The organism is Bartonella sp. CM120XJJH (assembly GCF_042194715.1).
Taxonomy (GTDB): domain Bacteria; phylum Pseudomonadota; class Alphaproteobacteria; order Rhizobiales; family Rhizobiaceae; genus Bartonella.
In genome coordinates this window covers 40,471-63,020 of sequence record NZ_JBHINE010000012.1, presented here as the reverse complement: position 1 = coordinate 63,020, position 22,550 = coordinate 40,471, and the positions used below count along the sequence as shown (strand labels likewise).

Here is a 22,550-nt window from a genome sequence, read left to right as displayed (position 1 = left end):
AGAGAATATGAATTCATTTATGACGCAGAAGTCACAAGATGCGGGTTTATCCCACACCCAAAAATGAAAATGGCGGGTGCAAGTCCTGATGGGTTCATTGGAGAGGACGGTTTAATCGAAGTCAAATGTCCACAATCAACAACTCATCTTCGTTTTTTTATGTATGACGAAATCAAACCAGAATATCACGCACAAATGCAATTCCAAATGGCTTGTACAGGACGAAAGTGGTGTGATTTCATTAGCTATAATCCAAATTTTGTAGGCAAATCTACTGGTTTGAGAATGAAAGTCAAACGCGTCAACCGTGATGAGAAACACATTGAAGAGATCAATAAAGCGGTCGAAATCTTTTTAGGGGAAATAGAACAAGAGATGCAAAAGATTTTGGCAAAAGCCGCTTAAACATATGGGGGTGCTCTCTCCTCCCAGCACCCCCGCCCCATTCCTAACAATTTCAACACATGTATGATTCACGCTACGGGTAGACTGTACGCAAATCAAGGAAATAAACCATGGAAAAGAAATATGAACTGACAGACGCAACAATCGAAGTTGATGGCAAAACTCTCCACCGCATTCGTGCATTGAGAGATTTGGGGGACGTCAAGCAAGGTGATCTTGGCAGCTATATCGAGAAAGAAGACAACCTATCACATCATGGTAATTGCTGGATTGGGGGTTATGCCAAGGTTTATGATGATGCTAAGGTTTACGAAAATGCACAAGTTTACGGTTATGCACATGTTTACGACAATTCTCGTATTTATGGCAAAGCAGAAGTTTTCGATGAACCATGCATTTACGGTCATGCAGAAGTTTACGGTGATGCATATATTTGCGGTGAACCGCACGTTTTTGATAATGCAGAAGTTTATGGCAATGCACAAGTTTACGGTGAGGCATACATTTACGATAGGTCGCGTGTTTACGGCAATGCCCATGTTTACGGCAATGCGCATGTTTACGGTCATGCAAAAATTTACGGTGAAGCATGTGTATGTTGGGACGACTGGATTGATGGCGATAGAAGAATCTCAACTAGAGAACAAACCAAATGAGAAAATACGAACTGACAGATGAAACAATTGAGTTTGATGGCAAAACTCTTCACCGAATTCGTGCTTTAAGGGATTTTGATGATGTTAAAGCAGACGACCTAGGCGGTTTTATACAAAAAGAAGACAATCTAAGTCATGATGGCAATTGCTGGGTAGGTGATGATGCAAAAGTCTATGGTTATGCCAAGATTTTTGGTGATGCACATGTTTATGGAAACGCTCGTGTGGATGGTCATGCAAGAGTTTATGACAAAGCCAAGGTTTTTGGTGATGCTTATATTGATAACATTGCTGATATTTACGAAAATGCATGTGTTTTTGGTAGTGCATCTGTTACCGGAGAAACTAATATTTTTGGCAATGCGCAGATTTTTGGACATGCTCGTGTTTTTGCCAGTGCACAAATCTACGAGAATGCACAAGTTTCCGGTGGTGCATTTATTAGTGGAAAAGCTAAAATTTATGGGAATGCTAAAATTTATGACAGTCCATTGATTTCCATCAGAGCAAAAGTTGGGGGAAATGCCAAAATCTATGGTTATGCATTTATTCATGGAAACGCAGAGATCATCAATGATGAAATCATCACAACGGGCGAGAGGCAATAAACCATGGAAAAGAAATACGAACGACTAATCTTATAGTGTCTCTATAAGCCGTTTCTAGCCACACAAACAAAATTTTAACACCAGCGTGATTCACGCCACGAGTGAATTACATCTAAAATGAAGGGGAATAAACATGCCACACCGCCCACCTACTATCACGCAACCAGCTATTGCTCGTGCTTTAAGAGAAGCTAAAAAACAAGGATGTGAACTCATAGAAATCAAACCTACAGGAGAATTATTAATTCATATCAATAAAACTATAACACCAACAACGACCGATAATACTTATAGCATTGACGATTTTCCACCGCTTGAAAATGAAAAAGAAGACTACGAGACCAGCAAAAGCTGCCCCTCTGTCGACGGTATAAAGTTTTAGCCATGCCAAAACGCCGTCCACCGCATCTTGTTCGTGAACGTACACGCCATGGTAAAGTTATATGGTATGTACGTATTGGTCATGGACCACGGTTTCGGATTGAAGGAACCTATGGAACGCAAGAGTTTGTTGACAATTATACGATTGCCATTAAACAAGCGCAAAATGGCTCCTCCAAAACAAAGAGGCGTACCAGACTCACAGAAGGGTCTTTCGATTGGTTATTGCATCAGTATTTACAAAGCATGCAATGGCATAATCAATCAGAATCCACGAAAAAAGTTAAATATCGAATTCTGAATAATATTTCTAAACATATCGGTGATCGTGCATATAAAAGCATAAACAAACAACACATTCTTGACGCAGTAGAAAGAAGACGCGAGACTCCCGCCGCAGCAAGACATTTTTTAACGGCTTTAAATGGTCTTTTCAATTGGGCAGTTGATAATGATCTTTTGAATAGAAATCCTGCTTTTAATATAAAGCCACCAAAATCCTTTAACGCAGAAGGATTCATACCATGGTTAGAAGAAGACATAGATAAATATTATCACCGTTGGTCACATGGTACACATGAACGCGTCTGGATTGACGTCCTTTTGTATACAGGTTTACGTCGTGGTGATGCCGTTCGTATCGGCTGGAAAGATATCACAACAGATAATATTATTCATTTAAAAACAGAAAAGAGCCAATTTAAAACAGATGTTTTTCTCCCGATTTTGCCAGAACTCGCAGAAACACTTAAAATTGGTCCTATTGGAGATGAAACATTTATTTGCGGTAAAGAAGGTAAAAAACTGACCAAAGAAAGTTTTGGTAATCTGTTTCGTAAAGCTTGTAATGCAGCAGGTATTAAAAAATCAGCGCATGGATTGCGAAAATTAGCAGCAACACGTGCAGCAAATGCAGGTGCGACAGTTTCGCAAATGAAAGCGCTTTTTGGCTGGACAGAAGATAACATGGCATCCCTTTATACCAAAACAGCCGACAGAAAACGACTTGCAATAGAAGCAATCAAAAAACTTCAAAAAAGTTAGGACAATGAGTGGCTGCTAAAAAAAAACAAAGCCCCGTCAAAATTATGAATGAAATTAATGCGGCGTTTGAGGTGCATCAGAAACCAGAGGAGAAATAGGTGGTTGTGTCTGTTGCATTGTTTGCCATAAATTATAATTCGTTTGCATATCCAGCCAAAATTTTGCTTTACTAAAACCAGCTAGTTCTAATTTCACTGCAAGTTCGGTACTCATAGAAGCATGTCCGTTAATCACTCTTGATAGAGAAGCTCTTGTCATATGAAGATGATCAGCTAACTTTTGTATTGTTATCCCCATTTCTTCTAAGAAAGCTACTTTTAGAACTTCGCCCGGATGTGCGGGGTTATGCATCATTTGTTTTCGTTCCTTTCATCAATGGTAATCTTGATAATCAACAAGCTCCACATCTGTTCCTATAAAGCGAAAAGTAACACGCCAATTTCCATTCACCCATATAGAATAGTATCCTGTAAGTTCACCTTTAAGAGGGTGCATTTTAAAGGCAGGTGCTTTCAACATTTCAGGTGACGTAGCACTTGTTAAAGCTGTCAAGATAACGCGTAACTTTTTCACGTGATCTGGTCGAATAGCTTTTGTGGAACCTGTTGTATAAAATAATTTTAAGCCCTTATGTTTGAAACTCACAATTGCCATTATCGCCCCTTATCGTATACCATAACTATACGATCATTAAAAATAAGAGTCAAGCACTATACTGTAAAATCTAATTTCATATTTTGATAAAACGATTGAGTATAAGCTATAAAAAGGTTCGGGATAGACATAAAATAAGTTAAAAGAATCAACGGAATCAAAATTCCCGAACTTTTATATAACTTATTGATTTTATATAAATATAATGGTCCCTTATGAAATCGCATTGCAACAAAATGGTTGGGGGAATTGCAACCGATTAATACGGCTCTCTTACCCGTCGAGCCTTTTAGCTTATTACAGTTGCCAACGCCATTAATGGACTATGTTTATGACGTTGCGGATAGCCAACAAGCCCCTATGGATTTTATTGCTATCTCTGCTCTCTGTGCTTTGGCTGCTGTGATTGGCAATGGCGTGCGGATTGCCCCAAAACAACATACCAATTGGAAAATTGTTCCTAATCTCTGGGGTGCCATTGTGGGGGAACCTTCGACCATGAAAACAGGTACCATGGCGCTGCTTTAGAACCTCTTTATGAATTTCAAGATGAATGGCATCAAGAGTGGGTAAAGAAGAAAAAACAGCAAGAAACAAAAGAGATTCTTAGTGAATTAGATAAACGAGAAAAGAAAAAACAAGCCTATAAAGCACTCAAAGATCAAGACGAAGAACAAGCCCTTGCTCTTCTTTCACAAACTCTTGAACACAAAGAAAGTGAGGAAGATGACAGTTCTATAAAACGCCGTCTTATCGTCAATGATGTGACCGTTGAAAAGCTTGGGGAACTCTTAAAAGAAAACCCCCGTGGTTTATTGTTGGTTCGTGATGAATTATCTGGTTTTTTATCCGATTTGGAACGCAAGGAATATCAATCAGATCGTGCCTTTTATCTAACAGCTTTTAATGGCAATAAGTCTTACACCTATGACCGTATAGGACGGGGAACCATTTTTATTCCCAATGCAACTGTCTCTATTATAGGGGGTATTCAACCTGAACGTATTATTCCCATTATTCAAGACATGCACCGTGGAATAAACGATGATGGTCTTATGCAACGGTTTCAAATGCTGATCTTTCCCGATGAACGACAAGAGCAGTTATGGGTTGATAGACCTCCCAATCAAAAGGCATGGGAAAGTTATCAAGGGGTTTTTCGTTCTCTTTATGATAAACCGTTTGGATCACCAAAACACCCTATTACCATACGCTTTTCTGCCGAAGCCCAAGAAATGTTTCGTGAATGGTGGGAAGATTTTCAGAAAAGAATAAAGAATGGTCATTTCTCTGCAAGTTTAAAAGCACATCTTTTGAAAATGAATCAAACCATACCAACCCTTGCGTTGATTTTTGAACTGGTTGAGGGTGGGCGTTTAGATGCCCTTGAAAGAGCCTTGTATTGGGAAAAATATTTGTTAAGTCATGTCAAACGTCTTTATGCGGCGGCGGATAGCTTAGCAACAGAGGGGGCAAAATTAATTGTCGAACGTTGTGATCATTTACCCGATGTTTTTACAACAAGGGATATTTATAAACGTGATTGGAAATGTTTCAAAGATAATGGAGCCGTTAAGCAAGCTTTAGAGCTTTTATGCCGTTGTAACTATATACGTGAAATCTCTGGAGACAAGAGCTCACAAGGCGGTCGCCCTACCATACGCTATGAATGGAATCCCTTAGTGACAAGCCATAAAACATCACACTGAGGCAATTTGGAAATCTTATAGAACATTAACAATATAACAGTGAACTCTTCAAAGCACTCCCCATTATGAGTTTTGGGGGGGGCTTTTTGTACGTATTATTTTATTTTTTTAATCTAAAATAAAAATCATTATATTTCAATATGTTAATGTTTTAAAGAAACAACCTATATTAAATGCAATCCGTAAATACAATCTATAATATATATTTAAAGGGGTTTTGTAGGGGTTTTGGGGGTTTTAAGAACCTACAAAACCTATCAAAATACTCATTCTGATATTTTAAAGCACGTAGTACATTTATCTTGATGAATACGTGAAACGAACAGCAAATTTCACTACTTTGCTGATCTTATTCCATGTCATGGGCTGTGGATAAGTACCTTTTAAAAGCCTTTTTGAAAAAAAAATTCTGGTTTTGCAAGAATTTCACCTCATCTGACACTCGCTATTTATCCCAAATGGATTTAATTGGCTTCACTTTGATTCTTTTGAAGAGAATTAATCAGTAGAATATATTGTCATGGAGTCTATTCTTTATGTCTCACCCTCTTTATTCTGATAATGAACAATTCACTTTACGCTCTCTCTTACAAGCCTATCGTGATCAAGCGATATCAGAGCAAGAAAAGCAAGCTGCTTTTGAAAAGTTTGTCATTGCCTATTTGACGCAAGACCCGCTTCAGAAGCTTATGAGTATATTGTCAATGGTAGACCCGCTCTTGAATGGGTTATGGGGCGTCAATGTGTAAAGACTGATAAAAAGAGTGGCATTGTGAATGATGCCAATCGTTATGCCGTTGAAACCATTGGCAACCCTGCCTACCCTCTAGAGTTATTTCAAAGGGTTATTACCGTAAGTTTAGAAACCATGAAAATCGTAAAAAAACTACCAAAATTGGAAATTAGAGAAACTGAATAGACTTGGTATGCCACATAATGGGTATGTTAACCTTATAAGGGGTAAAAGGTCTTATACCTATAGGTTCTATACCCCCTTTATACATTGCTTACGTACAATCTTTAAAAGGATAATTTATCATGCGTTATTCTAAAAAGAAGAAACTTGCACTTTTAGATACTCTTATTTGGATTGCTTTAAGACTTTTAAGAAACCCACTCTTAAATAGAATTAGATTTTTTTACATTGCCTTTAAGAGGTTATACCGTAATCTAAAATGATAACTTTATCCTTTTCAAAAGCTTTGTTTAAAAAGAGTTATGTATATTCATTTTCTTATATTACTTATAGGTTTTGTAGGTTCTTAAAACCCCCAAAACCCCTTTTTATATATATTATAGATTGTATTTACGGATTGTATTTAATATAGGTTGTTTATTTAAAACATTAACGCATTGAAATATAATGATTTTTATTTTTAATTAAAAAAATAAAATAATACCTATAAAAAGCACCCCCAAAACTCATAACCTAATGATCTTGATAGCATTTCTTATGAGTTATAAACCATCTTTTGAAAGGCTTTAAAGGATCACATGATTTTCATAAAGCACGTTGTAATCATTCTCTAAATCATAAGGTTATCATTCAAAAGAACTGATAAAATTCATAAAAAGGATTTTGATAACGTAATCAGTTTTTAATTTCATATGCTTTTCATAAGACACGTTTTAATGACTCATTAAAATGATCACTTTTGTCAGTTCAATTTACTGACACATAACTGACAAGTTTTAATCAATTCACATCATTGGCTATCTTTAAAGATTGTACTCTTGATATAAGTTATGTTTTAAAGATATTAACATATTGAAATATATTGATTTTAATTTTTTACCATTCAAAAAAAATAATAGAGGGTCTAAAAAGAACTGACAAAACTGACATCACTGACAAAAGCCTATTAAAAGGAATTTTACTGATCTCTATAATTATCAATCTCTCTTTAGATGTTTTCATAACAGTCTATAAATTACAATTATCCTACTTATCGTTTCTCTTATGAAAATGAAAAATGATGCCATGGCTATAAAGCATATAACAGCTATAGAAAATGCGTAAAAACAGCAGCTTCAAATAACTAAACTGTAAATGAACGCATTGATTATAAAGAGAGCACCTATAAGAGGCTATTAAATTTTAAATGTATTATAAACAAAATTCACAAAAAAATTTAAATTCATTTAGTAAAAAAACTGATAGGTTATAAAGATAAAAATACGCATTATGAGAGCCTTTTTAAATATTATAGATGTATAATTCAAAACATAACGCAATCGTTTCATAAAGCCCATAATATAGCTTTAAACGCATATAAATATAAAAGAAGCAATTCATAATCATAAGATATTATCAATACACAACGTATTTAAAAAATACAAAAAAAGATAAAATATTATTTGACAATAAATACGTATTTTGTTATATGAAGACGATACGCTAATTTTTGTATTGTTATCCCCATTTCTTCTAAAAAAGCTACTTTTAGAACTTCACTAGAATGGGCGGGGTTATGCGTCATTTGTTTTCATTCCTTTCATCAATGGTAATCTTGATAATCAACAAGCTCCACATCTGTTCCGATAAAGCGAAAAATAACACGCCAATTTCCATTCATCTTAAAAAGTATATTACTCTTTATGCGCATTGGGAACGGCTTTTCTAGATCCTAGTAAGCTGAATATATAGCCTTGTCCGATTAGAACTCCAAAAATCGTAACAAAAACGCCTATGATTTGCATGATTTGAGGGATGAAGCCGAACAGAATTTGCACCAATAAGGCTGAAATAGGTACAAAATTGAAAAATATCGCCGTCTTACCCGGACCTCGGATCGCTATTCCAATATTCCAAAATAGGTAGGCTAAAACTGATCCTGCAACCCCCATCCAAAGGAGTGCGAATAAACTAGCGCCGGACATAGACATCGTTTCTTGAAGAGGGGATTCGAATAAAAAGGTTAGGACGCCAAGGGCGACGGTGCCAGAGAGCATCGTCCAGCTTGTTGTTTCAAGCGGGGTTGCGTTCTTGACAAATGACCGCGTGCCCACGGTATAGAACGCCCAACCAATGGAACCTAAAAGAATCATAATATCTCCTTTGGCAAAGGAAACATGGTTAGACAAAAATCTCCCATTTGTTATGACTAAATAGACCCCGAACATGCTAATGAGCATCCCTATAACCCTCTCACAGGTTGGGAAAGATTTATTCATGATAGCTTCAATAATATTAGCACTAATAGGGGTTGTCGCCATGATGAGGGAGGCTGTTATGGGATTTGACGTTTGCAAGCCAACAAATAAAGCGCCATTAAACCCTGCCACACCGATAATCCCTAGGAAAATATAAGAAATAAAATTTTGCGATAAAACATGCCACCGCAAGCCTTCTTTGAAAATCATAATTAAAAATATGGCGATTACGGCAATGAGAAACCGCTCAAAAGAAGCTGTCCATGGAGAAACAGTCGTTAAAGCTATCTTAGTGGCTTGGAAATTGGAACCCCAAAAAAAGGTTCCTACGAGGGTTAAGACAAGAGCTATTCTGGGCGTGATTTTCATTGGATAGATCCTTATACTTGGTACCAAAGTGGAGCATCGAGACGTATAGAAGAAATTTGTGCGGTATTAGATGAGGAAAGAATAAAGTTGACCGCGGAAGCAATGTCATCTGGGTGAAGCATTTTGGCAAGATTCTCTGGGAATCCTTTTAAATTGCGACGAAAATCCGTATTAACTTTATCAACTTGGATTGAACAAACACGAATATTTTGTGGCATTCCCCATAAGCGCAACCCACCAGTATAGCCCTCTACAGCAAATTTAGAAGAAGAATATGAAATTAAAGAAGGATTGTATTCTACACCCCATATGGATGAAATATTTATAATATCGGCGCGAATTTCCTTTTTTAGATAGGGTAAAGTAGCAGCTGTTATATAGAACATTCCTTTAATATTCACATCAAATGTTTCAGCACATTCTTGAGCATCAATTGTTTCTGGATCGCCACTATAACAAATGCCTGCTACATTAACTAAGACATCAAGACCACCAAATTCTGAGATAACCTTATGGACAGAAGAGTCAATGGCTTCTTTATCGCGGATATCAACAATCAATTTACATAAGCTTGCCGTATCGATGGAGGTTGGTAGTTCTATGTCAATGATGTCTGCACTTGCTACCTTATGACCATTTTTCAATAAGTTTAGAACAATTGCTTTACCGATGCCGCGAGCGCCTCCTGTGACTAAAATACGTTTCTGTTGTTGTGAGTAAATTCCGGTCGTGTTTTTTATCATTTCGTTTAGCATTTTCTATACCTGAAGTTGTAATCATTAATATTCAGCTAGTTTATTTTTAGCCATGCATTATGTATTACTGTATTATGTTTAATGTATTGAGTATTATTAAATTGTTTAAATAATAAGATAGCCTTAAAGTTTATTGTGATTAGGTTGAATAACTAAAGAACTGATATTTCATGTAAAAACGTCTCATTAAAAGGAAATACCTTTTTAGAGGAGAATGCTAGAGTTTGTGATTCTTTAGGTAGATTTAAACAGCGCCAACCATGCTTGTGAGCATACGCCTCAAGCAAAGGATCGCCAATAACAGCGACAGGATGACCTACAAGCTTCAGCATATGCTCATCGGAAATATCATCACCGTAGGCCCAGCAGTTCTTAAGGTCACCACCATGTTTTTCAATAAAATCCTGAATCGCAAGCGCTTTTCCAACGCCGATCGTTTGCGGAGGGACGAAACGGCCATTATATTTTTGCCCATCATGCAATAGTTTTGTGGCCAAGATGTAAGGTACACCTAGATGTTCTGCAATGGGGGCTAGAATTTCTATAAAAGAGCCGGATACTAAGACCGGCTCAATTTTTTGGCTATGATGGGATTTTAGTTCTGTTACTACTTCTTGGATTAAGAAAGTAGGATTAATCAACGCGCGCTTTGCCCAAGTTTCTGCACATCTTGTTACTTCTGCTACAGCACGTCCGGCAAAAAATTCATAAAAGCGACGGTTTATTACGCTGCGCGGACTCTGGTTATCATGGTGTGCACGTAAAATAGCAGTAGTATCTGCATATTCCTCTTGGTGAGCGTTGGTTGAAAAACCTAGCCAAGATTTATACCAGAAATCGTGGAAAGCGAGCATACTCTTGCTCCGAATAAGGAGGCCATCTACATCGAAGAATGCATACGCAAGGCTCATTATTAATTTCTCCCTTCAAAAAAAATTAAATACTTTATAATGTTGTTTGTTCTTTATAAGCATGGATATGATTTATTCGTAATATTAATCCTTTGTTGTGAATTCCCAGAAACCTGTTTTTTTGAGCTTTAGCTGCGCGTGGACATCCCCTCCTAAGCCATACCATCCGATCGCACCGCCTCGATTCATTTGATAACTCATCCAAAGCAAGACGATATTTACTATTCGATTAGCAGAGGGATCGTTCACAGATGGAAACGGATTGGGTAATATTGCTTGATAAAAGGCATGCCCATCAGCATCTGCCAGTAGTATATTGGGAAGACCAAGTGGGCCAGGTCGTGTAGGTGCATGGGGATTCAGATCATGTTGCCGTAGTGCCATAATTGTGTAAAGACTGTTAGGAATTAACCCCAAAAATTCAAAACGAAAATGTCCTGTTCGTTGGTCGTTAGGGACGGAAACTTCCATGGATCCTTTCGCTTTACACCATTGTTCAAGGGTTATCGGCGCAGTAATCTTTCTACCATCTTGGTTTCGAGCGTCTGGTATTGGTACTTCATGGAAGCCATAGCTTGGCAGATAAATATTTTTCGCATTGGGGCATTGCGCTGGTGCAAATATTACTGGATAATTATTGCATGGTAATGGTAAGGGCAGAGTATGTAATACAAGAGAGGCATCACTACTAGAAAGAGGATCTGAAAGTTCTTTTATGATATCGTAGGGAGCATTCTTGCCGAATTCAGGAGTTACAGTAGAGGTTGATACCAAAGCTCTTCCCCACTCTGAGGTAAGTTCTCCATGGGAATTCATGCGATTGATTTGTCCAATAACAATAAAATTTCCCTTTTCATCCATTACTTCGCTCGGGGGATAAGTCGGTCCTTGTGTAGTCAAACTTAGTTCGTACATTATTGTTTTCATAGATAATGCCTCTACGCAAGATAAACATTTTCAAGGTTCTCAGCTTTCCGCGAGACAGAGTCCCTACCTGTTTGCTTGTTAAGAAATTTAATCGCTTGTTTGTGTTCATTCTTCTTTAGTTTTTCTGCATGATAAGCAGTAAACTGAAAGGAAAGAGTAGCGGCGCTCGTGTCGCCTTGGTTAACTGATATAGTTATATCGAAGTGAAGGCGAGATAATCTGGATATATCGCTAGAGTTAATTCGATAGTTAAAAACAATGTCAAGAGGGAATACAAACCCTGTAAAATTGGCAGCCAGGCTATTTAACACGAAGTAATACGGCTCCGTCCAGTTATCTCCGATAAAATATTCCTCAGTAACTGCTAAAAACATTTGACGAGCTGCTTCAATCAACACCATACCTTGTATATGTTGTCCAGTTTGATGATCATTCATTAGTTCTGACCGTTCATCCAATATTAAGTGAGATTCAAAATTATGCTCATCTAAACGTTTCGGGTGAGAGATAATCGCATTTCTGATGTAGTGCTTATGACTTTTCAGGCGGCTAACGCGAAGTGGACGCTGTAGTAGAGGAGAAATATCAATCCCGTGGGCTGCGAGTGGATATAGTCCTTGGTCATAAAGAGCTTGAGCTTGAATTTCTGTTAACCCTTGACCGCTAACAAGTTGACTATTACTAGGTAAATTGGCAAAGGAATTTGTACGTATCATCTCTAAAATTTCCCCAAAAGTCTTAACGTTTTCATGTATACTAAATTCATGAAATTTATTGCCAACTATAAAAATTTTCTTATTAGATGTATTTTTCATTGTGCTCCCTGCCTCAAAATTATAACTAATTTTAACTCTCTTTTTATATCTCTTTGATTTATTTGAAATAAAAACATACTCTTCATAAAATTATTATATGGCTTTAAAAATCGGTAACTACGTTATTGATCAAATATAAGCAAAAATTTACCAAAATAATTACATGACTTAAAACATACATGGCTTTTCGGTAATATTATAGAAGAGTAAGCGCTCATTTTTAGTAATCACTACCCTCCACTCAAACCAAAAGCTGCAGCTTAGTTTTACAGCTATCGCCGTAGTTCGTTGTTAATTAATAAAGCGTTTGTAAATTTTTGTATAAAGTCCACCTTCTCCACCCGTGATAAAATCGTCTCCGGCCTTTTTAATTATCTCTTGATAGCGCGGAGAAGAAAAAAGGCTCTTATAGATCTCAGGATCAACAGAAAAACCGGAGAGAAACATAACACCCGGCTCTGTACTAATGATGGAATGATAAGCAATAAACTCTTCAACCTCAGATGCCTTGCGTACTACGTCAAAAATGGTTTTGTCTCGCCATTGGCGGTAGGAGGTAAAACGGCTTGGAGGAACCTCAATATGACGCAGCTGCAGATACGGTGTGCTAGGCAAAGACTGCTTGAGCACTTTTACCGATTCAACATAGGTCAAAAGTTGACGACGAAAGTCGTTCACAAGATCTTCTCCCAATAATTTTAATTCAAGCTCCCATATCCCCGGCAAGCTCTCAATCTGTTTTAATGAGGGCAAGGCTCTCAACTGCAGAACAGTCCTATTATCAAGAGATACAAACACCGTAGCCTGCTGCTCAGATTTTTCTGCTATGATCTGCCTCCATTTCTTAGCTACTGTAAGAGTTTGGTTTTCTTTAGGATATATTTCTGTAATTAAAAGATACGGTGTAGACATTAAATTCTCCTTGAAATTAAGAAAAAAATTAAATTCGTAAGTATCACGCTTTTGATAATAATGATGTTGCTGGCAAATAAATTTCTCTATGTCTCCTTGCGTGAGGCAAAAACTTCTTTAGCAATTTCAACGACATTAATCGCTGCAGGAAAGCCTGCATAAGGAGCAATGTGAATTGCTAATTCAATCACCTGTTCGGGCGTGCCACCTACATTAAGCAGACCCTGTATATGCAGCTTCAGCTGTGGAATCGCAGTTCCTAACGTTCCTAACGCTGCCACCGTTATAATTTCCCGTTCAAAGAAGTTGAGGATAGGCCGTGTGTAGATATCACCAAACCCAAACTCAACAACAAAACGAGCTAAGTCTGGAGCAATGCTACCCAGTGTCTTAATAATCATTTGTCCATCGGGGCCATCAATATGTTCTAGTGCCTTCAGTCCAGATTCGTAGCGATCCTCGCATACTAATGGCGAGCCGCAACTAGATATGAAGTCTAGTTGCTTTTCATCAAAGACCTCTTTTGCAGCAAAAACACTATTTAAGGCTGCTGGAAACCCTGCATAAAGTGCCAACTGTATCATTACTTCAATCAGCTCAGCAGGACTACACCCAATATTAAGAGCACTGGTAAGGTGGAATTTGAGTTGCCGTCTTGCATTACCGAGAGTTGCACAGATGGCAACGGTGGCAAGCTGCCGAATACGGCTTGTTAACGGCTTGTTAAGTGAGGTCGCTCATAAATTTCTCCATACACAAAAGAGATGATGAATTTTGCGAGATCAGGGGCAACATCGGCCATTTCTTCAAGAATTGAAGGAGTCTCGACCAATTCCATAGAGCGTAAACGCTCCACGCCCAATTCATAAGCATTTTTCTTATAATTTACAAATGTTTGTTCTTGCATATAATGGCCCCCTCCCCACGGAGCCTTAGTTGGATAAGGCTTTTACTTTCCTTAAAAACTAAACCTTCAATTAAAATGCAATACCTTATCTCCTCTTGCGGATTTGCATTGCATGAATCGTTATCGTGCTTTAATATCCTGGTCAATCATTTTTGTAAATTTATTTTATATTATTTTTCATTTTTTACATTATAGGCAATCCTTATGAAGCTATAGCAGATAGTAAGGGATTTTTCTATGGCATTAATATTACGTTGATGCAGCAGGCACGTGTAGCCTTTCCAGACGTTGTACTTAAGACTGAGCTAAAATTAGCAAATTAAACCCTTCTTATTCGTATTTGCGCAAGAGAACTGAGGTGTAACTTGTTGAGCGTAGAAACACCATGCATGATTATGTGCGCATTGAGCTATAGGACTTAGTTATATTTAGTATTTTGCGGCTTGAATTTACCGAGGAAAGTGCGAAGCGTTAAATTTATAACAGATGCTACTGACTTATCTCTAATCTAGTAAAGTTCTATCATGACAAAGCCATTTGTTGGGGTGTACGGAAGAGCTTTGTTTTTAACTCAAGTTAGAGGTATGTAATAGCAGATGAGTGCAGTACTCCTTTGCTGCAAAGTCCTCCAATCGGTTTAGCTAAAAATATTATGCCGCAATTAGCTGCCCAATATAGCTTGATCATGTCTATAAATTTTGGTTTAATACCTTTAGCACTGGAGAACTTTAGTAAAATTAATGCTGTGTGCCTCTATCAAGTTGTAAAATATATTATGCTTTAAGATCTCGGTAAAAATTTTCATGAGAGCCAAGAGCTAACAAGGTCAAAGTAATCATGTGATCTTCATAGCTGTAAGCAAGCAGCGTCAATTGCTTGGCCATTTTAAATTTATAGACAAAAACACCAGAAAGATCACCTGTTTTGGCTTGACCAATGGTGGGCGTTTTCATAATGACGCGAACAGCTTGGTCTAGATCTTGTTTTTGGTTGGCATGCAGTTTTTTGACAGTTTTTTTAAATGAATGGGTTTGTAAAACTTGCATAGATTCAGCCAAATTCGAATGCTGTTACATCGCCATCTGCATTTTCTTGTTGTCCAAGTAAGATTGCTTGAATAAATTGAAAGGAGAGATCTGGATTTTCTTCGGCTATTTTGCCCATACGCGACCAATATTCAATTTGCTTAGGAACCGAGCGGCTATAAACAGACGCGTAACGCTTAGCCTCATTAATGAGATCATCAGACAGTTTAACAGTTGTAGCCATGACTATACTCCTACCTTACAATAAGGTGGTAATATAGTTCAAAAGGTGTTAAAAAGCAACCTTTGAAACACAATAACCTTAGCAGATCTCTAACACAATTCCTTCTCTCACAGCCATCTTTCTTAATATCTGAAAGAAGAGAAAATAAAAGATAAATTTAGAACTAAATGATCGAGAATAAGCTCTAAAAAGGTTCGGGATAGGCAGAAAATAAGTTAAAAGAATCAACGGAATCAAAATTCCCGAACTTCTATATAATCTATTTATTTTATATAAATATAGCATTCCTACCCCGACGATAATAAAAGGGTGTGTACGCATTAATCCCATAGCCGCTTCACCATGCTTTGGGGATTAGACAACACAAATTCAGGTAAAGTAACCTTTAAGCCTCGCGGTAAAAGCACACCATATTTGGCAATCTCTGGATTGGCTTCCAATGTAGCTTCTAAATAGCCTTTGAGTAAACCAGCTTGCCTCCGGTCTCCTAACACTGCCATGGCATGGTGAAAACAGATAAGATCGAGACTCATATCCTCTAGCTCTACAACAACATGCTTTTTGGGTATATTCATAGAGTTTGTCCACTTGGTATTGTCCCACCTGGTATTGTCCTTGTGGTTTTCCCCCATTAAAAAAGGGCAAGAGCGTAATGGAATAGCGGATGCGCTGTGATTGACCAGAGCAACTGATATAGTCGTGGTCTTTCGTGATACTGGTGATCACCACGGGTCCATGGAGAAGGACACTATAGGTGGTATCATTGATCCAACGAAGCATCTGGACCGGCTTTGCTCTTTTGATCGTTGTGGTGATGGCGTCTATCGCTACCCGATCACCAAATTCTTCTGGAAACCAAACGCCATGAATGGTTTTGGCATCATTGCCATAGCCGGTAAATTGCAAACTGGGAGACCTGCCAAAACGCTCCATACAAACCCATGAGGCAGAAAACTCTTCTTCAAAGGATTGGAAATTAAGCCAGTCCACATAAAATTGATGCGGTCCTAACATCATCAAAGGATCTCTCATACACTCCCTCCCCTCATTGTGTTTCTCTTAATCACTCTGTGTCTCCCAAGCCATAGCGCCCCTCCCCTCATTGCCTTTCTGCCCTCATTCTGTTCCGCCATGCAGAGCATTGGCGCGTGCCCGTTGAATGGCGTGAGCAACCGCTCGACCGGTGGCAACAGGATCACGCGCGCCATTAACATGCACTGTGACATTTTGAGTGCGATACATAAGTTTGTGTGTCCCTCCTCTCATTCTGTCTCGCCATGCAATGCATTGGCGCGTGCGCGTTGAATGGCATGGGCGACCGCACGACCGGTGGCAACAGGATCACGCGCGCCATTAACATGCACTGTGACATTTTGAGTGCGATACATAAGTTTGTGTGTCCCTCCTCTCATTCTGTTCCCCCATGCAATGCATTGGCGCGTGCCCGTTGAATGGCGTGAGCAACCGCTCGACCGGTGGCAATGGGATCACGCGCGCCATTGACATGCACTGTGACATTTTGATTGTGGGTGATAGGGGAGCGCTCTTTGCCTTTTGCTTCTGTGAAAGGGGAACTTGCATGCCCCGCCCCCGCAAATTGTGCAATCGGTTGAATGGTTGTTTTGCCTCCCAAAAAACTTGGCAAAAACCCTCTTACATCAATGGACCCAATCCACCCCTTAATGCGGTGAGGTAAAGATTTACAAAAATCCGTCAATTGTGAGATGGTGCCCATAAAACCATCAACAATCCAACCCGCTAAATCTTCGCCAGCTTGTTCCATACCAGCCTTGGCACTCTCCGAGAGCTTTTCCTGTGTAAAAAAACTCTTCAACCATTGCCAAAAGTTGGAAAGGCTTTGTTTAAAGCCCTCCCACACGTTGCCAAACCACCTGCCAACAGCGCTAAGCCCTTGTTTAAACTTTTGCCAAGCTTGAGAAAAATCAAAAGCATTGGCAATGATGTTTTTCCAACGCGTCATGATAGTTGTATCAGCACCAAAAACAAACCAAGACGTGTACAAGCTATGGTAAATCGCAACACCCGTAGAGCAATATTAAAAGCCATCAGGGCAGCAATGGTGTTGATGATGACGCCCGTTAAAACGGGATGGGCATTGCCCTATGCCATTTTATAATTTTAGCTGCAAAATCCAATTTGACAAAATGCACATTTAATGGTAAAAAGTGGCCATAAAGATAATAAAGTACCATGTATTTCCATCTCTTTACACTTAGTACGAAGCCTAATGTCATGCTACATCCAACGGGGTTTTGTGTAACATGTAGCCTTTCGTAAATTGTGGATTATCAGCAGATTCTGTATATTTTATGTGTTCAAAGAGGGCACTGAACACTCAAAGAACCTTCAAAGCTCTGTCAGAGTCTTTTCTCATTTTTTCTGTCAAAAACTCATTTGATATACAATGTAGAAAACAACAATTAATTATCGCATATCTACCCTAATTTCACCTTTTCCCACTCAGTATAAAATATAAAGTCAAATTACACACAAAAATATTTATTCTTTATTGACTTTAAAAATTGAAAACCTCTTCTTTTTTGAAAATATAAAACTGTAAAAGCACTGCTCTTCTCTTTTACATTACGTTTTTTACTGTCTTTTTTATTCCGGCATTTCTTTACTCATACACCAGTGAATATTGGTATAAAAGAATATTTACAATCAATAAAAATATTATGAATGCAACTATCAACGCCTCATAATATTTCCATGAATATGAAAAACTTATTTTTAAAATATAATTAGATAAAAATACATTACGAAATAAATTTAGTTATTACATACTTAAATATAAATGCAACTTTAATTTTGACAAAAAAAGCAAAATAAAATATCCAAGTGCTGTGTTATTAAAATAAAAGCAATATCTATTTTCACTTCTTCTTATGAAGTTGCGGGGAAATGAATGTTAGGGGCTTTAAAAGGAGCAGACTGATGCCTAAAAAATTTCTTCTATCCTGCACAGCAATTGTGGCAGTTGTACTGTCTGGTATCCATCTTAATGCACAAGCTAAAAATCTTGAAATTTCAGAAAGTAAAAAAGAAGTTTCCAACGAAACCTATGAAATTATTCACGCAAAAAAAGGCGGACAAATTATCGGCAAGCATTTGACGATAATCGGAAACAAAAAAACAAACACCAATATAAGCACAAATACGCACGCTATAACAGCTGAAGGTTCTAACACTGCGATTGAATTACTGGATGGTACAACCATTAAAGGAACTGGTTCTAGCATTTTCTTCGGTCTTGTAGCAAAAGATGGTGCTACACTAAAAATGACTGGGGGAACTATTACAGTTTCCAACACTGGCGCTAAGTTCTTGAACAGTAAGAATGCTGAAAACAAGCTAAAAGATATAATAATATCAAGTGGCAAAGGCAAAGCACCACTAAATTTTGCAATAGTTGCAGACAAAGACAGTGAAGTCACTTTAGAAAATCTAAAGGTGAGTAAGGCAATGAATAGCGTTACTGCAAATAATAAATCTGAAATCACGATATTGGGAGGATCATTTGATGCCACAAAGGCAGCAATATCTGCTTACAATGGTAGTCGCGTAACTCTAACCAATAATGTTCAAACTACATCATCTCATGGTACTGGACTCCATGCAACAGATTCAAAAACCACAATCGAAATGACGGGTGGAAGCGTAATCACAGAAAAAATGGCGTTGGTTGCAGAAAACGGTGGACATATCAAAGTCACGGATGTTGCGTTAACAGCGACGAATGATAAAATCGGAACAGTTGTCGCCGGCGGTCCGAACAGCATGATTGAATTGCATGGGAATACAACAATTAAGAATGCTGTAATCGGTCTTCATGCACAAAACAGTGGAATGATTAAAATGATCGGAGGGACCATTACAGCTTCTGCAACCGGCGCTGGTTTCTATAATAGCAAGAGCGATGGAAACAAGCTAGAAAATGTGAAAATATCGAGCAGTAACGATAAAGACCCTGAAATCACAGGAATAGGTGCCGACAAGGAAAGTAACGTCACTTTAGAAAACGTAACAGTTACACGGGCAAAAAGTGGCATAGTTGCAAATAATCATTCTAAAGTAACAGTTTCTGGAGGATCATTTGAGGGAAAAAACGTAGGGGTATACGCTGGAAATGGCAGCAACATTACTTTAACTAGTAGTAAAAAAGGCAACGTTCAAGTTACATCATCATCATCGAATAGCAAAGGACTCTATACAAATGGTGTACATTCTACCATCACAATGACTGGAGGAACAGTAACCGGAGAATTAGCGTTGATCGCAGAAAACGGTGGACATATTAAGGTCACGGATGTTGCTCTAACAACAAATGAACATGGGGGCAAGGTCACGGATGTTCCTACAATAGGCGCAGGAGTTGATAGCGCTAATAGTATGATTGAATTATATGGCAATACAACGATTAAGAATGCTGCTGTTGGGCTTGTGGCAGGTAACGGTGGCGTAATTAAAATGATTGGGGGGACTATTACAACTTCTAAAACTGGAGTTGGCTTCGTGAACAGTAAGAGCCCCGAAAGTAAACTAGAAAATGTAATAATATCAACCGGTCAAGATAAAAATTCAGGCAAAGGAATACTTCTAGAGAAAGAAAGTGGACTCACTTTAAAAAATGTAAAAGTGACTCAAACAGGCAACAGCGTAATTGCAAATAATCGTTCTAACATAACAATCTCTGGAGGATCATTTGATTCAAGCTATGCAACAATATGTGCTCAAAATGGCAGCAGCATCACCTTAACGGACAATGCTCAAATTACGTCACATGATGAAGCAGGCCTCTATGCACAAGACTCAAAATCCACGATTACAATGACAACAGGAAGCGTGACAGGAAAATATACCGCCTTAGAAGCAGACATAGGTGGCCATATTACGGTTACAAATGTTGCTTTAAAAGCAACTAATAATGGCAGTGGTGTAGCTGCTGGTGCAGCTTCCTCTGGCTCTAACAGTGTGATCGAATTGCTTGGAAATACAACGATCAGTGACGTTAAAATCGGAATTGATGCGCAAAACGATAGCACAATCAAAATGATAGGAGGAACTATTACTGCTTCCGAAGCAGGCGTTCACTTGTTAAAAAACAAGAGCAATAACAAACTGAAAGATGTAACGATATTAAATAGTAAGGGCGATGCACTACTAATCAATGCAATAAATGCAAGAAGGAGTGCCATTACTTTAGAAAATGTAACCGTTCCGCAAGCAATCAATAGCATAATTTCAGATAATGGTTCTCAAATAACCGTTTCTGGAGGATCATTTAACGCAAAAGGTGCAGCAATATCTGCTATAAACGGCAGTACCATTACTTTAACTGATAATGCTCAAATTACATCATCTGACAACGCTGGACTCTATGCAAAAGACTTAAAATCCATCGTTACCGTAACGGGAGGAACAGTACAAGGTAAAACTACTGCATTATCTGCTGAAAATGGTGGGCGTATTAAAGCCACGAATGTTACTCTAATAACAGCAGATAGCAACGGATTCGGTGCGGAAAGCCAAGATGTTAGCAGTTTAGTTGAATTATATGGCAATACAACGATTAAAAATGCTGAGGTCGGACTTTATTCAGAAAATGGCGGGATGATTAAAATGATCGGAGGAACAGTGATTGCCGAAAATAGTGCATTTGTTGTAAATAATAATGGACATATTGATGTAACAAATGTTTCTGCAACAGCAGAAGATAGAGGTATGATATTTGGAAAATCTAAGAAGAATAAAACATCAGAAATCAATTTAACCAATACAAAACTTCACATTAAAAACGGTACTGGAATTAATGCAAATGAATCAATTGGTAAAGCCAATCTCAAAAATTCAGAAATCCGCGCCAATGTTTTATTAGTAACCGAAGCTTCAACGAAAAAAAATGATTTCACTTTTACACTAAACGCCAATCACTCCATCTTAGACGGCAAAGTGAACACCGAAAAAAAATTCAAAACAATCTTTGATTTGCAAAACAATACGAAATGGACATTGAAAACAAGTACAAATAAAAAAAGCCAGAGCGAAAAACTGCTTGATATTGCTCAAAGATCGCGTTCTGATGTTTCTGTCCTTAACATCAATGACAGCTCTATTGTTTTTGGAGAGCCAACAGAAGATCATTATCACACGTTGCACATAGGATCTGGCAGACCAAATACTAAAAAAGTCTACAATGCTAAAGGAAAAGCAGAAATTCATTTCAACGTCGAATGGAGTGATAGCACTGCCATAAACAAACAAAAAGCTGACCATCTTCTGATTGATGGTGATGTTTCAGGGACTACACTGGTTTATATTACTGGACATTTAGAAAAGAACAATATTAAAGCAGATACTTCTGCTCTTACCAGTGTGCGTGGTCTTTCACTCATTCAAGTTTCTGGGAAAGTAAATCAAAACTCTTTCAAACTTGCACAGGACTATATCACAATAAGTGGTTCACCTTATAAATATATACTGAAAGCTTATGGACCAAAATCAAACCACAGTAAAACAAATACTGAACAAAACCTTTTAGGAAAAAATAAAGATTTCTGGGATTTTCGCTTACAACCAGTACTGCTTGATAGCGACTCAAAAGTAAAAACCATCGTGCCATGAATACAAGCTATTTGATCATGCTCAGTGCTCTCTTGTATGCTGGATTGGCCGATATGGCTAAGCAAAGTGCAACTGTTAGCCAATATGCGAACATCTGTCTTGGAGAAAGAATAAGACAAACGGAATGGCTGCTTCTTATACGCCTATGAAGAAATAGGAGCCTTATTTTTTGATAAGTAGTGCTCCTAGTAAATATAGTTATAGCAGTGCTAATCTTCGCTATGCTGCTCTACAAGGAGCTGTTAATTTTGTCGCGCTAGAAGGGCAAAATATCTACAACACATTTTGATCTTGTAGGAACCTATAGACAACTTCTTTCACTCCAAAGGATATGCAAGACAGCAAGTAAGAGCATATTGAATAAATAGTCACTTTACTCACCACCTATGGCAGTATACAGCGTGACAGTGGTTTTTATCTTGATACTCTT

Annotated in this window: 23 protein-coding genes and 6 pseudogenes; 9 read left to right on the top strand and 20 right to left on the bottom strand. The window is 38.0% G+C overall.

Annotation, left to right across the window (positions count from 1 at the left end):
• The 5 genes from ACFIKU_RS06320 to ACFIKU_RS06300 all read left to right on the top strand — a co-directional run.
• Window positions 1–405, top strand: a 405-nt coding sequence (locus ACFIKU_RS06320; protein WP_375656995.1) for a lambda exonuclease family protein, incomplete at its 5' end; no start/stop codon positions are given.
• Between the two features lie 110 nt (window positions 406–515).
• A complete protein-coding gene (locus ACFIKU_RS06315) occupies window positions 516–1,061 on the top strand; it encodes a hypothetical protein (protein WP_375656994.1) in 546 nt (181 codons plus the stop codon).
• The gene (locus tag ACFIKU_RS06310; RefSeq protein WP_375656993.1) at window positions 1,058–1,669 is read left to right on the top strand and encodes a hypothetical protein; all 612 of its coding nucleotides are present in this window, start codon (window positions 1,058–1,060) and stop codon (window positions 1,667–1,669) included. Before ACFIKU_RS06315 ends, ACFIKU_RS06310 begins: the two co-directional genes overlap by 4 nt.
• Window positions 1,670–1,802: 133 nt before the next feature.
• The gene (locus ACFIKU_RS06305) at window positions 1,803–2,051 is read left to right on the top strand and encodes a hypothetical protein (RefSeq protein ID WP_273724609.1); all 249 of its coding nucleotides are present in this window, start codon (window positions 1,803–1,805) and stop codon (window positions 2,049–2,051) included.
• A 2-nt stretch (window positions 2,052–2,053) separates the two neighbouring features.
• Window positions 2,054–3,094 (top strand): tyrosine-type recombinase/integrase, encoded by a 1,041-nt coding sequence (locus ACFIKU_RS06300; protein ID WP_375656992.1) that lies wholly within the window; start codon window positions 2,054–2,056, stop codon window positions 3,092–3,094.
• A 54-nt stretch (window positions 3,095–3,148) separates the two neighbouring features.
• On the opposite strand, the gene ACFIKU_RS06295 is transcribed toward ACFIKU_RS06300, so the two are convergent.
• Both ACFIKU_RS06295 and ACFIKU_RS06290 read right to left on the bottom strand, forming a co-directional pair.
• Window positions 3,149–3,448, bottom strand: coding sequence for a HigA family addiction module antitoxin (locus ACFIKU_RS06295; protein ID WP_330168901.1), 300 nt, complete (start codon window positions 3,446–3,448; stop codon window positions 3,149–3,151).
• Between the two features lie 18 nt (window positions 3,449–3,466).
• Window positions 3,467–3,748 (bottom strand): type II toxin-antitoxin system RelE/ParE family toxin, encoded by a 282-nt coding sequence (locus ACFIKU_RS06290; protein ID WP_375641973.1) that lies wholly within the window; start codon window positions 3,746–3,748, stop codon window positions 3,467–3,469.
• 208 nt (window positions 3,749–3,956) lie between these two features.
• Here ACFIKU_RS06290 and ACFIKU_RS06285 point away from each other — a divergent pair.
• The 3 genes and pseudogenes from ACFIKU_RS06285 to ACFIKU_RS06275 all read left to right on the top strand — a co-directional run.
• Window positions 3,957–5,457: pseudogene (locus ACFIKU_RS06285) on the top strand (YfjI family protein); the annotation flags it as partial.
• Between the two features lie 536 nt (window positions 5,458–5,993).
• The gene (locus ACFIKU_RS06280; RefSeq protein ID WP_375656991.1) at window positions 5,994–6,206 is read left to right on the top strand and encodes a hypothetical protein; all 213 of its coding nucleotides are present in this window, start codon (window positions 5,994–5,996) and stop codon (window positions 6,204–6,206) included.
• A pseudogene (locus ACFIKU_RS06275) lies at window positions 6,140–6,376 on the top strand (type ISP restriction/modification enzyme); the annotation flags it as partial. The gene ACFIKU_RS06280 and the pseudogene ACFIKU_RS06275, both read left to right, overlap by 67 nt.
• Before the next feature lie 1,456 nt (window positions 6,377–7,832).
• Here ACFIKU_RS06275 and ACFIKU_RS06270 read toward each other — a convergent pair.
• The 18 genes and pseudogenes from ACFIKU_RS06270 to ACFIKU_RS06185 form a co-directional block, all read right to left on the bottom strand.
• Window positions 7,833–7,937: pseudogene (locus tag ACFIKU_RS06270) on the bottom strand (transcriptional regulator); the annotation flags it as partial.
• A gap of 18 nt (window positions 7,938–7,955) precedes the next feature.
• Window positions 7,956–8,033: pseudogene (locus ACFIKU_RS06265) on the bottom strand (Killer protein); the annotation flags it as partial.
• A gap of 13 nt (window positions 8,034–8,046) precedes the next feature.
• Window positions 8,047–8,979 (bottom strand): DMT family transporter, encoded by a 933-nt coding sequence (locus ACFIKU_RS06260; protein WP_144755783.1) that lies wholly within the window; start codon window positions 8,977–8,979, stop codon window positions 8,047–8,049.
• An 11-nt stretch (window positions 8,980–8,990) separates the two neighbouring features.
• Window positions 8,991–9,734, bottom strand: a complete 744-nt coding sequence (locus ACFIKU_RS06255; RefSeq protein ID WP_375656990.1) for an SDR family oxidoreductase — start codon at window positions 9,732–9,734, stop codon at window positions 8,991–8,993.
• A 152-nt stretch (window positions 9,735–9,886) separates the two neighbouring features.
• Entirely contained in the window at window positions 9,887–10,645 is a 759-nt protein-coding gene (locus ACFIKU_RS06250; RefSeq protein WP_375656989.1) for an HAD family hydrolase, read from the bottom strand.
• 84 nt (window positions 10,646–10,729) lie between these two features.
• A complete protein-coding gene (locus ACFIKU_RS06245; RefSeq protein ID WP_330167542.1) occupies window positions 10,730–11,560 on the bottom strand; it encodes a hypothetical protein in 831 nt (276 codons plus the stop codon).
• A gap of 23 nt (window positions 11,561–11,583) precedes the next feature.
• Entirely contained in the window at window positions 11,584–12,387 is an 804-nt protein-coding gene (locus ACFIKU_RS06240; RefSeq protein WP_375656988.1) for an AfsA-related hotdog domain-containing protein, read from the bottom strand.
• Window positions 12,388–12,678: 291 nt separating this feature from the next.
• On the bottom strand, window positions 12,679–13,299 hold the full coding sequence (locus ACFIKU_RS06235) for a hypothetical protein (RefSeq protein WP_375656987.1): 621 nt from the start codon (window positions 13,297–13,299) through the stop codon (window positions 12,679–12,681).
• A gap of 86 nt (window positions 13,300–13,385) precedes the next feature.
• Entirely contained in the window at window positions 13,386–13,874 is a 489-nt protein-coding gene (locus ACFIKU_RS06230) for a carboxymuconolactone decarboxylase family protein (RefSeq protein WP_375656986.1), read from the bottom strand.
• A 3-nt stretch (window positions 13,875–13,877) separates the two neighbouring features.
• A pseudogene (locus tag ACFIKU_RS06225) lies at window positions 13,878–13,979 on the bottom strand (carboxymuconolactone decarboxylase family protein); the annotation flags it as partial.
• A 32-nt stretch (window positions 13,980–14,011) separates the two neighbouring features.
• On the bottom strand, window positions 14,012–14,206 hold the full coding sequence (locus ACFIKU_RS06220; protein ID WP_375656985.1) for a hypothetical protein: 195 nt from the start codon (window positions 14,204–14,206) through the stop codon (window positions 14,012–14,014).
• 773 nt (window positions 14,207–14,979) lie between these two features.
• Entirely contained in the window at window positions 14,980–15,264 is a 285-nt protein-coding gene (locus tag ACFIKU_RS06215) for a type II toxin-antitoxin system RelE/ParE family toxin (protein WP_375656984.1), read from the bottom strand.
• Complete coding sequence (locus tag ACFIKU_RS06210) at window positions 15,257–15,475, bottom strand: TA system antitoxin ParD family protein (RefSeq protein WP_005773872.1); 219 nt, start codon at window positions 15,473–15,475, stop codon at window positions 15,257–15,259. The genes ACFIKU_RS06215 and ACFIKU_RS06210 overlap by 8 nt, the downstream gene beginning before the upstream one ends.
• 320 nt (window positions 15,476–15,795) lie before the next feature.
• A complete protein-coding gene (locus ACFIKU_RS06205) occupies window positions 15,796–16,050 on the bottom strand; it encodes a tail protein X (protein WP_375656983.1) in 255 nt (84 codons plus the stop codon).
• Between the two features lie 13 nt (window positions 16,051–16,063).
• A pseudogene (locus ACFIKU_RS06200) lies at window positions 16,064–16,507 on the bottom strand (phage tail protein); the annotation flags it as partial.
• A gap of 84 nt (window positions 16,508–16,591) precedes the next feature.
• A complete protein-coding gene (locus tag ACFIKU_RS06195) occupies window positions 16,592–16,717 on the bottom strand; it encodes a hypothetical protein (protein ID WP_375656982.1) in 126 nt (41 codons plus the stop codon).
• 20 nt (window positions 16,718–16,737) lie between these two features.
• Window positions 16,738–16,863: a hypothetical protein gene (locus tag ACFIKU_RS06190; RefSeq protein ID WP_375656981.1), complete on the bottom strand. Its 126-nt coding sequence runs from the start codon at window positions 16,861–16,863 to the stop codon at window positions 16,738–16,740.
• A gap of 20 nt (window positions 16,864–16,883) precedes the next feature.
• On the bottom strand, window positions 16,884–17,456 hold the full coding sequence (locus ACFIKU_RS06185; protein WP_375656980.1) for a hypothetical protein: 573 nt from the start codon (window positions 17,454–17,456) through the stop codon (window positions 16,884–16,886).
• A gap of 977 nt (window positions 17,457–18,433) precedes the next feature.
• Between ACFIKU_RS06185 and ACFIKU_RS06180 the strand changes: the two genes are divergently transcribed.
• Window positions 18,434–22,120 carry a right-handed parallel beta-helix repeat-containing protein gene (locus ACFIKU_RS06180; protein ID WP_375656979.1) on the top strand — a complete coding sequence of 1,229 codons (3,687 nt, stop codon included), beginning with the start codon at window positions 18,434–18,436 and terminating at the stop codon, window positions 22,118–22,120.
• Window positions 22,121–22,550 lie beyond the last annotated feature (430 nt).

What these genes read in the sequence shown, in the direction of transcription:
- ACFIKU_RS06205 (WP_375656983.1), bottom strand. Translation starts at nt 16,050, where the DNA reads ATGAATATACCCAAAAAGCATGTTGTTGTAGAGCTAGAGGATATGAGT.
- ACFIKU_RS06255 (WP_375656990.1), bottom strand. Translation starts at nt 9,734, where the DNA reads ATGCTAAACGAAATGATAAAAAACACGACCGGAATTTACTCACAACAA.
- ACFIKU_RS06240 (WP_375656988.1), bottom strand. Translation starts at nt 12,387, where the DNA reads ATGAAAAATACATCTAATAAGAAAATTTTTATAGTTGGCAATAAATTT.
- ACFIKU_RS06250 (WP_375656989.1), bottom strand. Translation starts at nt 10,645, where the DNA reads ATGAGCCTTGCGTATGCATTCTTCGATGTAGATGGCCTCCTTATTCGG.
- ACFIKU_RS06190 (WP_375656981.1), bottom strand. Translation starts at nt 16,863, where the DNA reads ATGTATCGCACTCAAAATGTCACAGTGCATGTTAATGGCGCGCGTGAT.
- ACFIKU_RS06185 (WP_375656980.1), bottom strand. Translation starts at nt 17,456, where the DNA reads ATGACGCGTTGGAAAAACATCATTGCCAATGCTTTTGATTTTTCTCAA.
- ACFIKU_RS06260 (WP_144755783.1), bottom strand. Translation starts at nt 8,979, where the DNA reads ATGAAAATCACGCCCAGAATAGCTCTTGTCTTAACCCTCGTAGGAACC.
- ACFIKU_RS06290 (WP_375641973.1), bottom strand. Translation starts at nt 3,748, where the DNA reads ATGGCAATTGTGAGTTTCAAACATAAGGGCTTAAAATTATTTTATACA.
- ACFIKU_RS06235 (WP_375656987.1), bottom strand. Translation starts at nt 13,299, where the DNA reads ATGTCTACACCGTATCTTTTAATTACAGAAATATATCCTAAAGAAAAC.
- ACFIKU_RS06220 (WP_375656985.1), bottom strand. Translation starts at nt 14,206, where the DNA reads ATGCAAGAACAAACATTTGTAAATTATAAGAAAAATGCTTATGAATTG.
- ACFIKU_RS06295 (WP_330168901.1), bottom strand. Translation starts at nt 3,448, where the DNA reads ATGATGCATAACCCCGCACATCCGGGCGAAGTTCTAAAAGTAGCTTTC.
- ACFIKU_RS06210 (WP_005773872.1), bottom strand. Translation starts at nt 15,475, where the DNA reads ATGGCTACAACTGTTAAACTGTCTGATGATCTCATTAATGAGGCTAAG.
- ACFIKU_RS06300 (WP_375656992.1), top strand. Translation starts at nt 2,054, where the DNA reads ATGCCAAAACGCCGTCCACCGCATCTTGTTCGTGAACGTACACGCCAT.
- ACFIKU_RS06280 (WP_375656991.1), top strand. Translation starts at nt 5,994, where the DNA reads ATGTCTCACCCTCTTTATTCTGATAATGAACAATTCACTTTACGCTCT.
- ACFIKU_RS06310 (WP_375656993.1), top strand. Translation starts at nt 1,058, where the DNA reads ATGAGAAAATACGAACTGACAGATGAAACAATTGAGTTTGATGGCAAA.
- ACFIKU_RS06315 (WP_375656994.1), top strand. Translation starts at nt 516, where the DNA reads ATGGAAAAGAAATATGAACTGACAGACGCAACAATCGAAGTTGATGGC.
- ACFIKU_RS06180 (WP_375656979.1), top strand. Translation starts at nt 18,434, where the DNA reads ATGCCTAAAAAATTTCTTCTATCCTGCACAGCAATTGTGGCAGTTGTA.
- ACFIKU_RS06195 (WP_375656982.1), bottom strand. Translation starts at nt 16,717, where the DNA reads ATGTATCGCACTCAAAATGTCACAGTGCATGTTAATGGCGCGCGTGAT.
- ACFIKU_RS06245 (WP_330167542.1), bottom strand. Translation starts at nt 11,560, where the DNA reads ATGTACGAACTAAGTTTGACTACACAAGGACCGACTTATCCCCCGAGC.
- ACFIKU_RS06305 (WP_273724609.1), top strand. Translation starts at nt 1,803, where the DNA reads ATGCCACACCGCCCACCTACTATCACGCAACCAGCTATTGCTCGTGCT.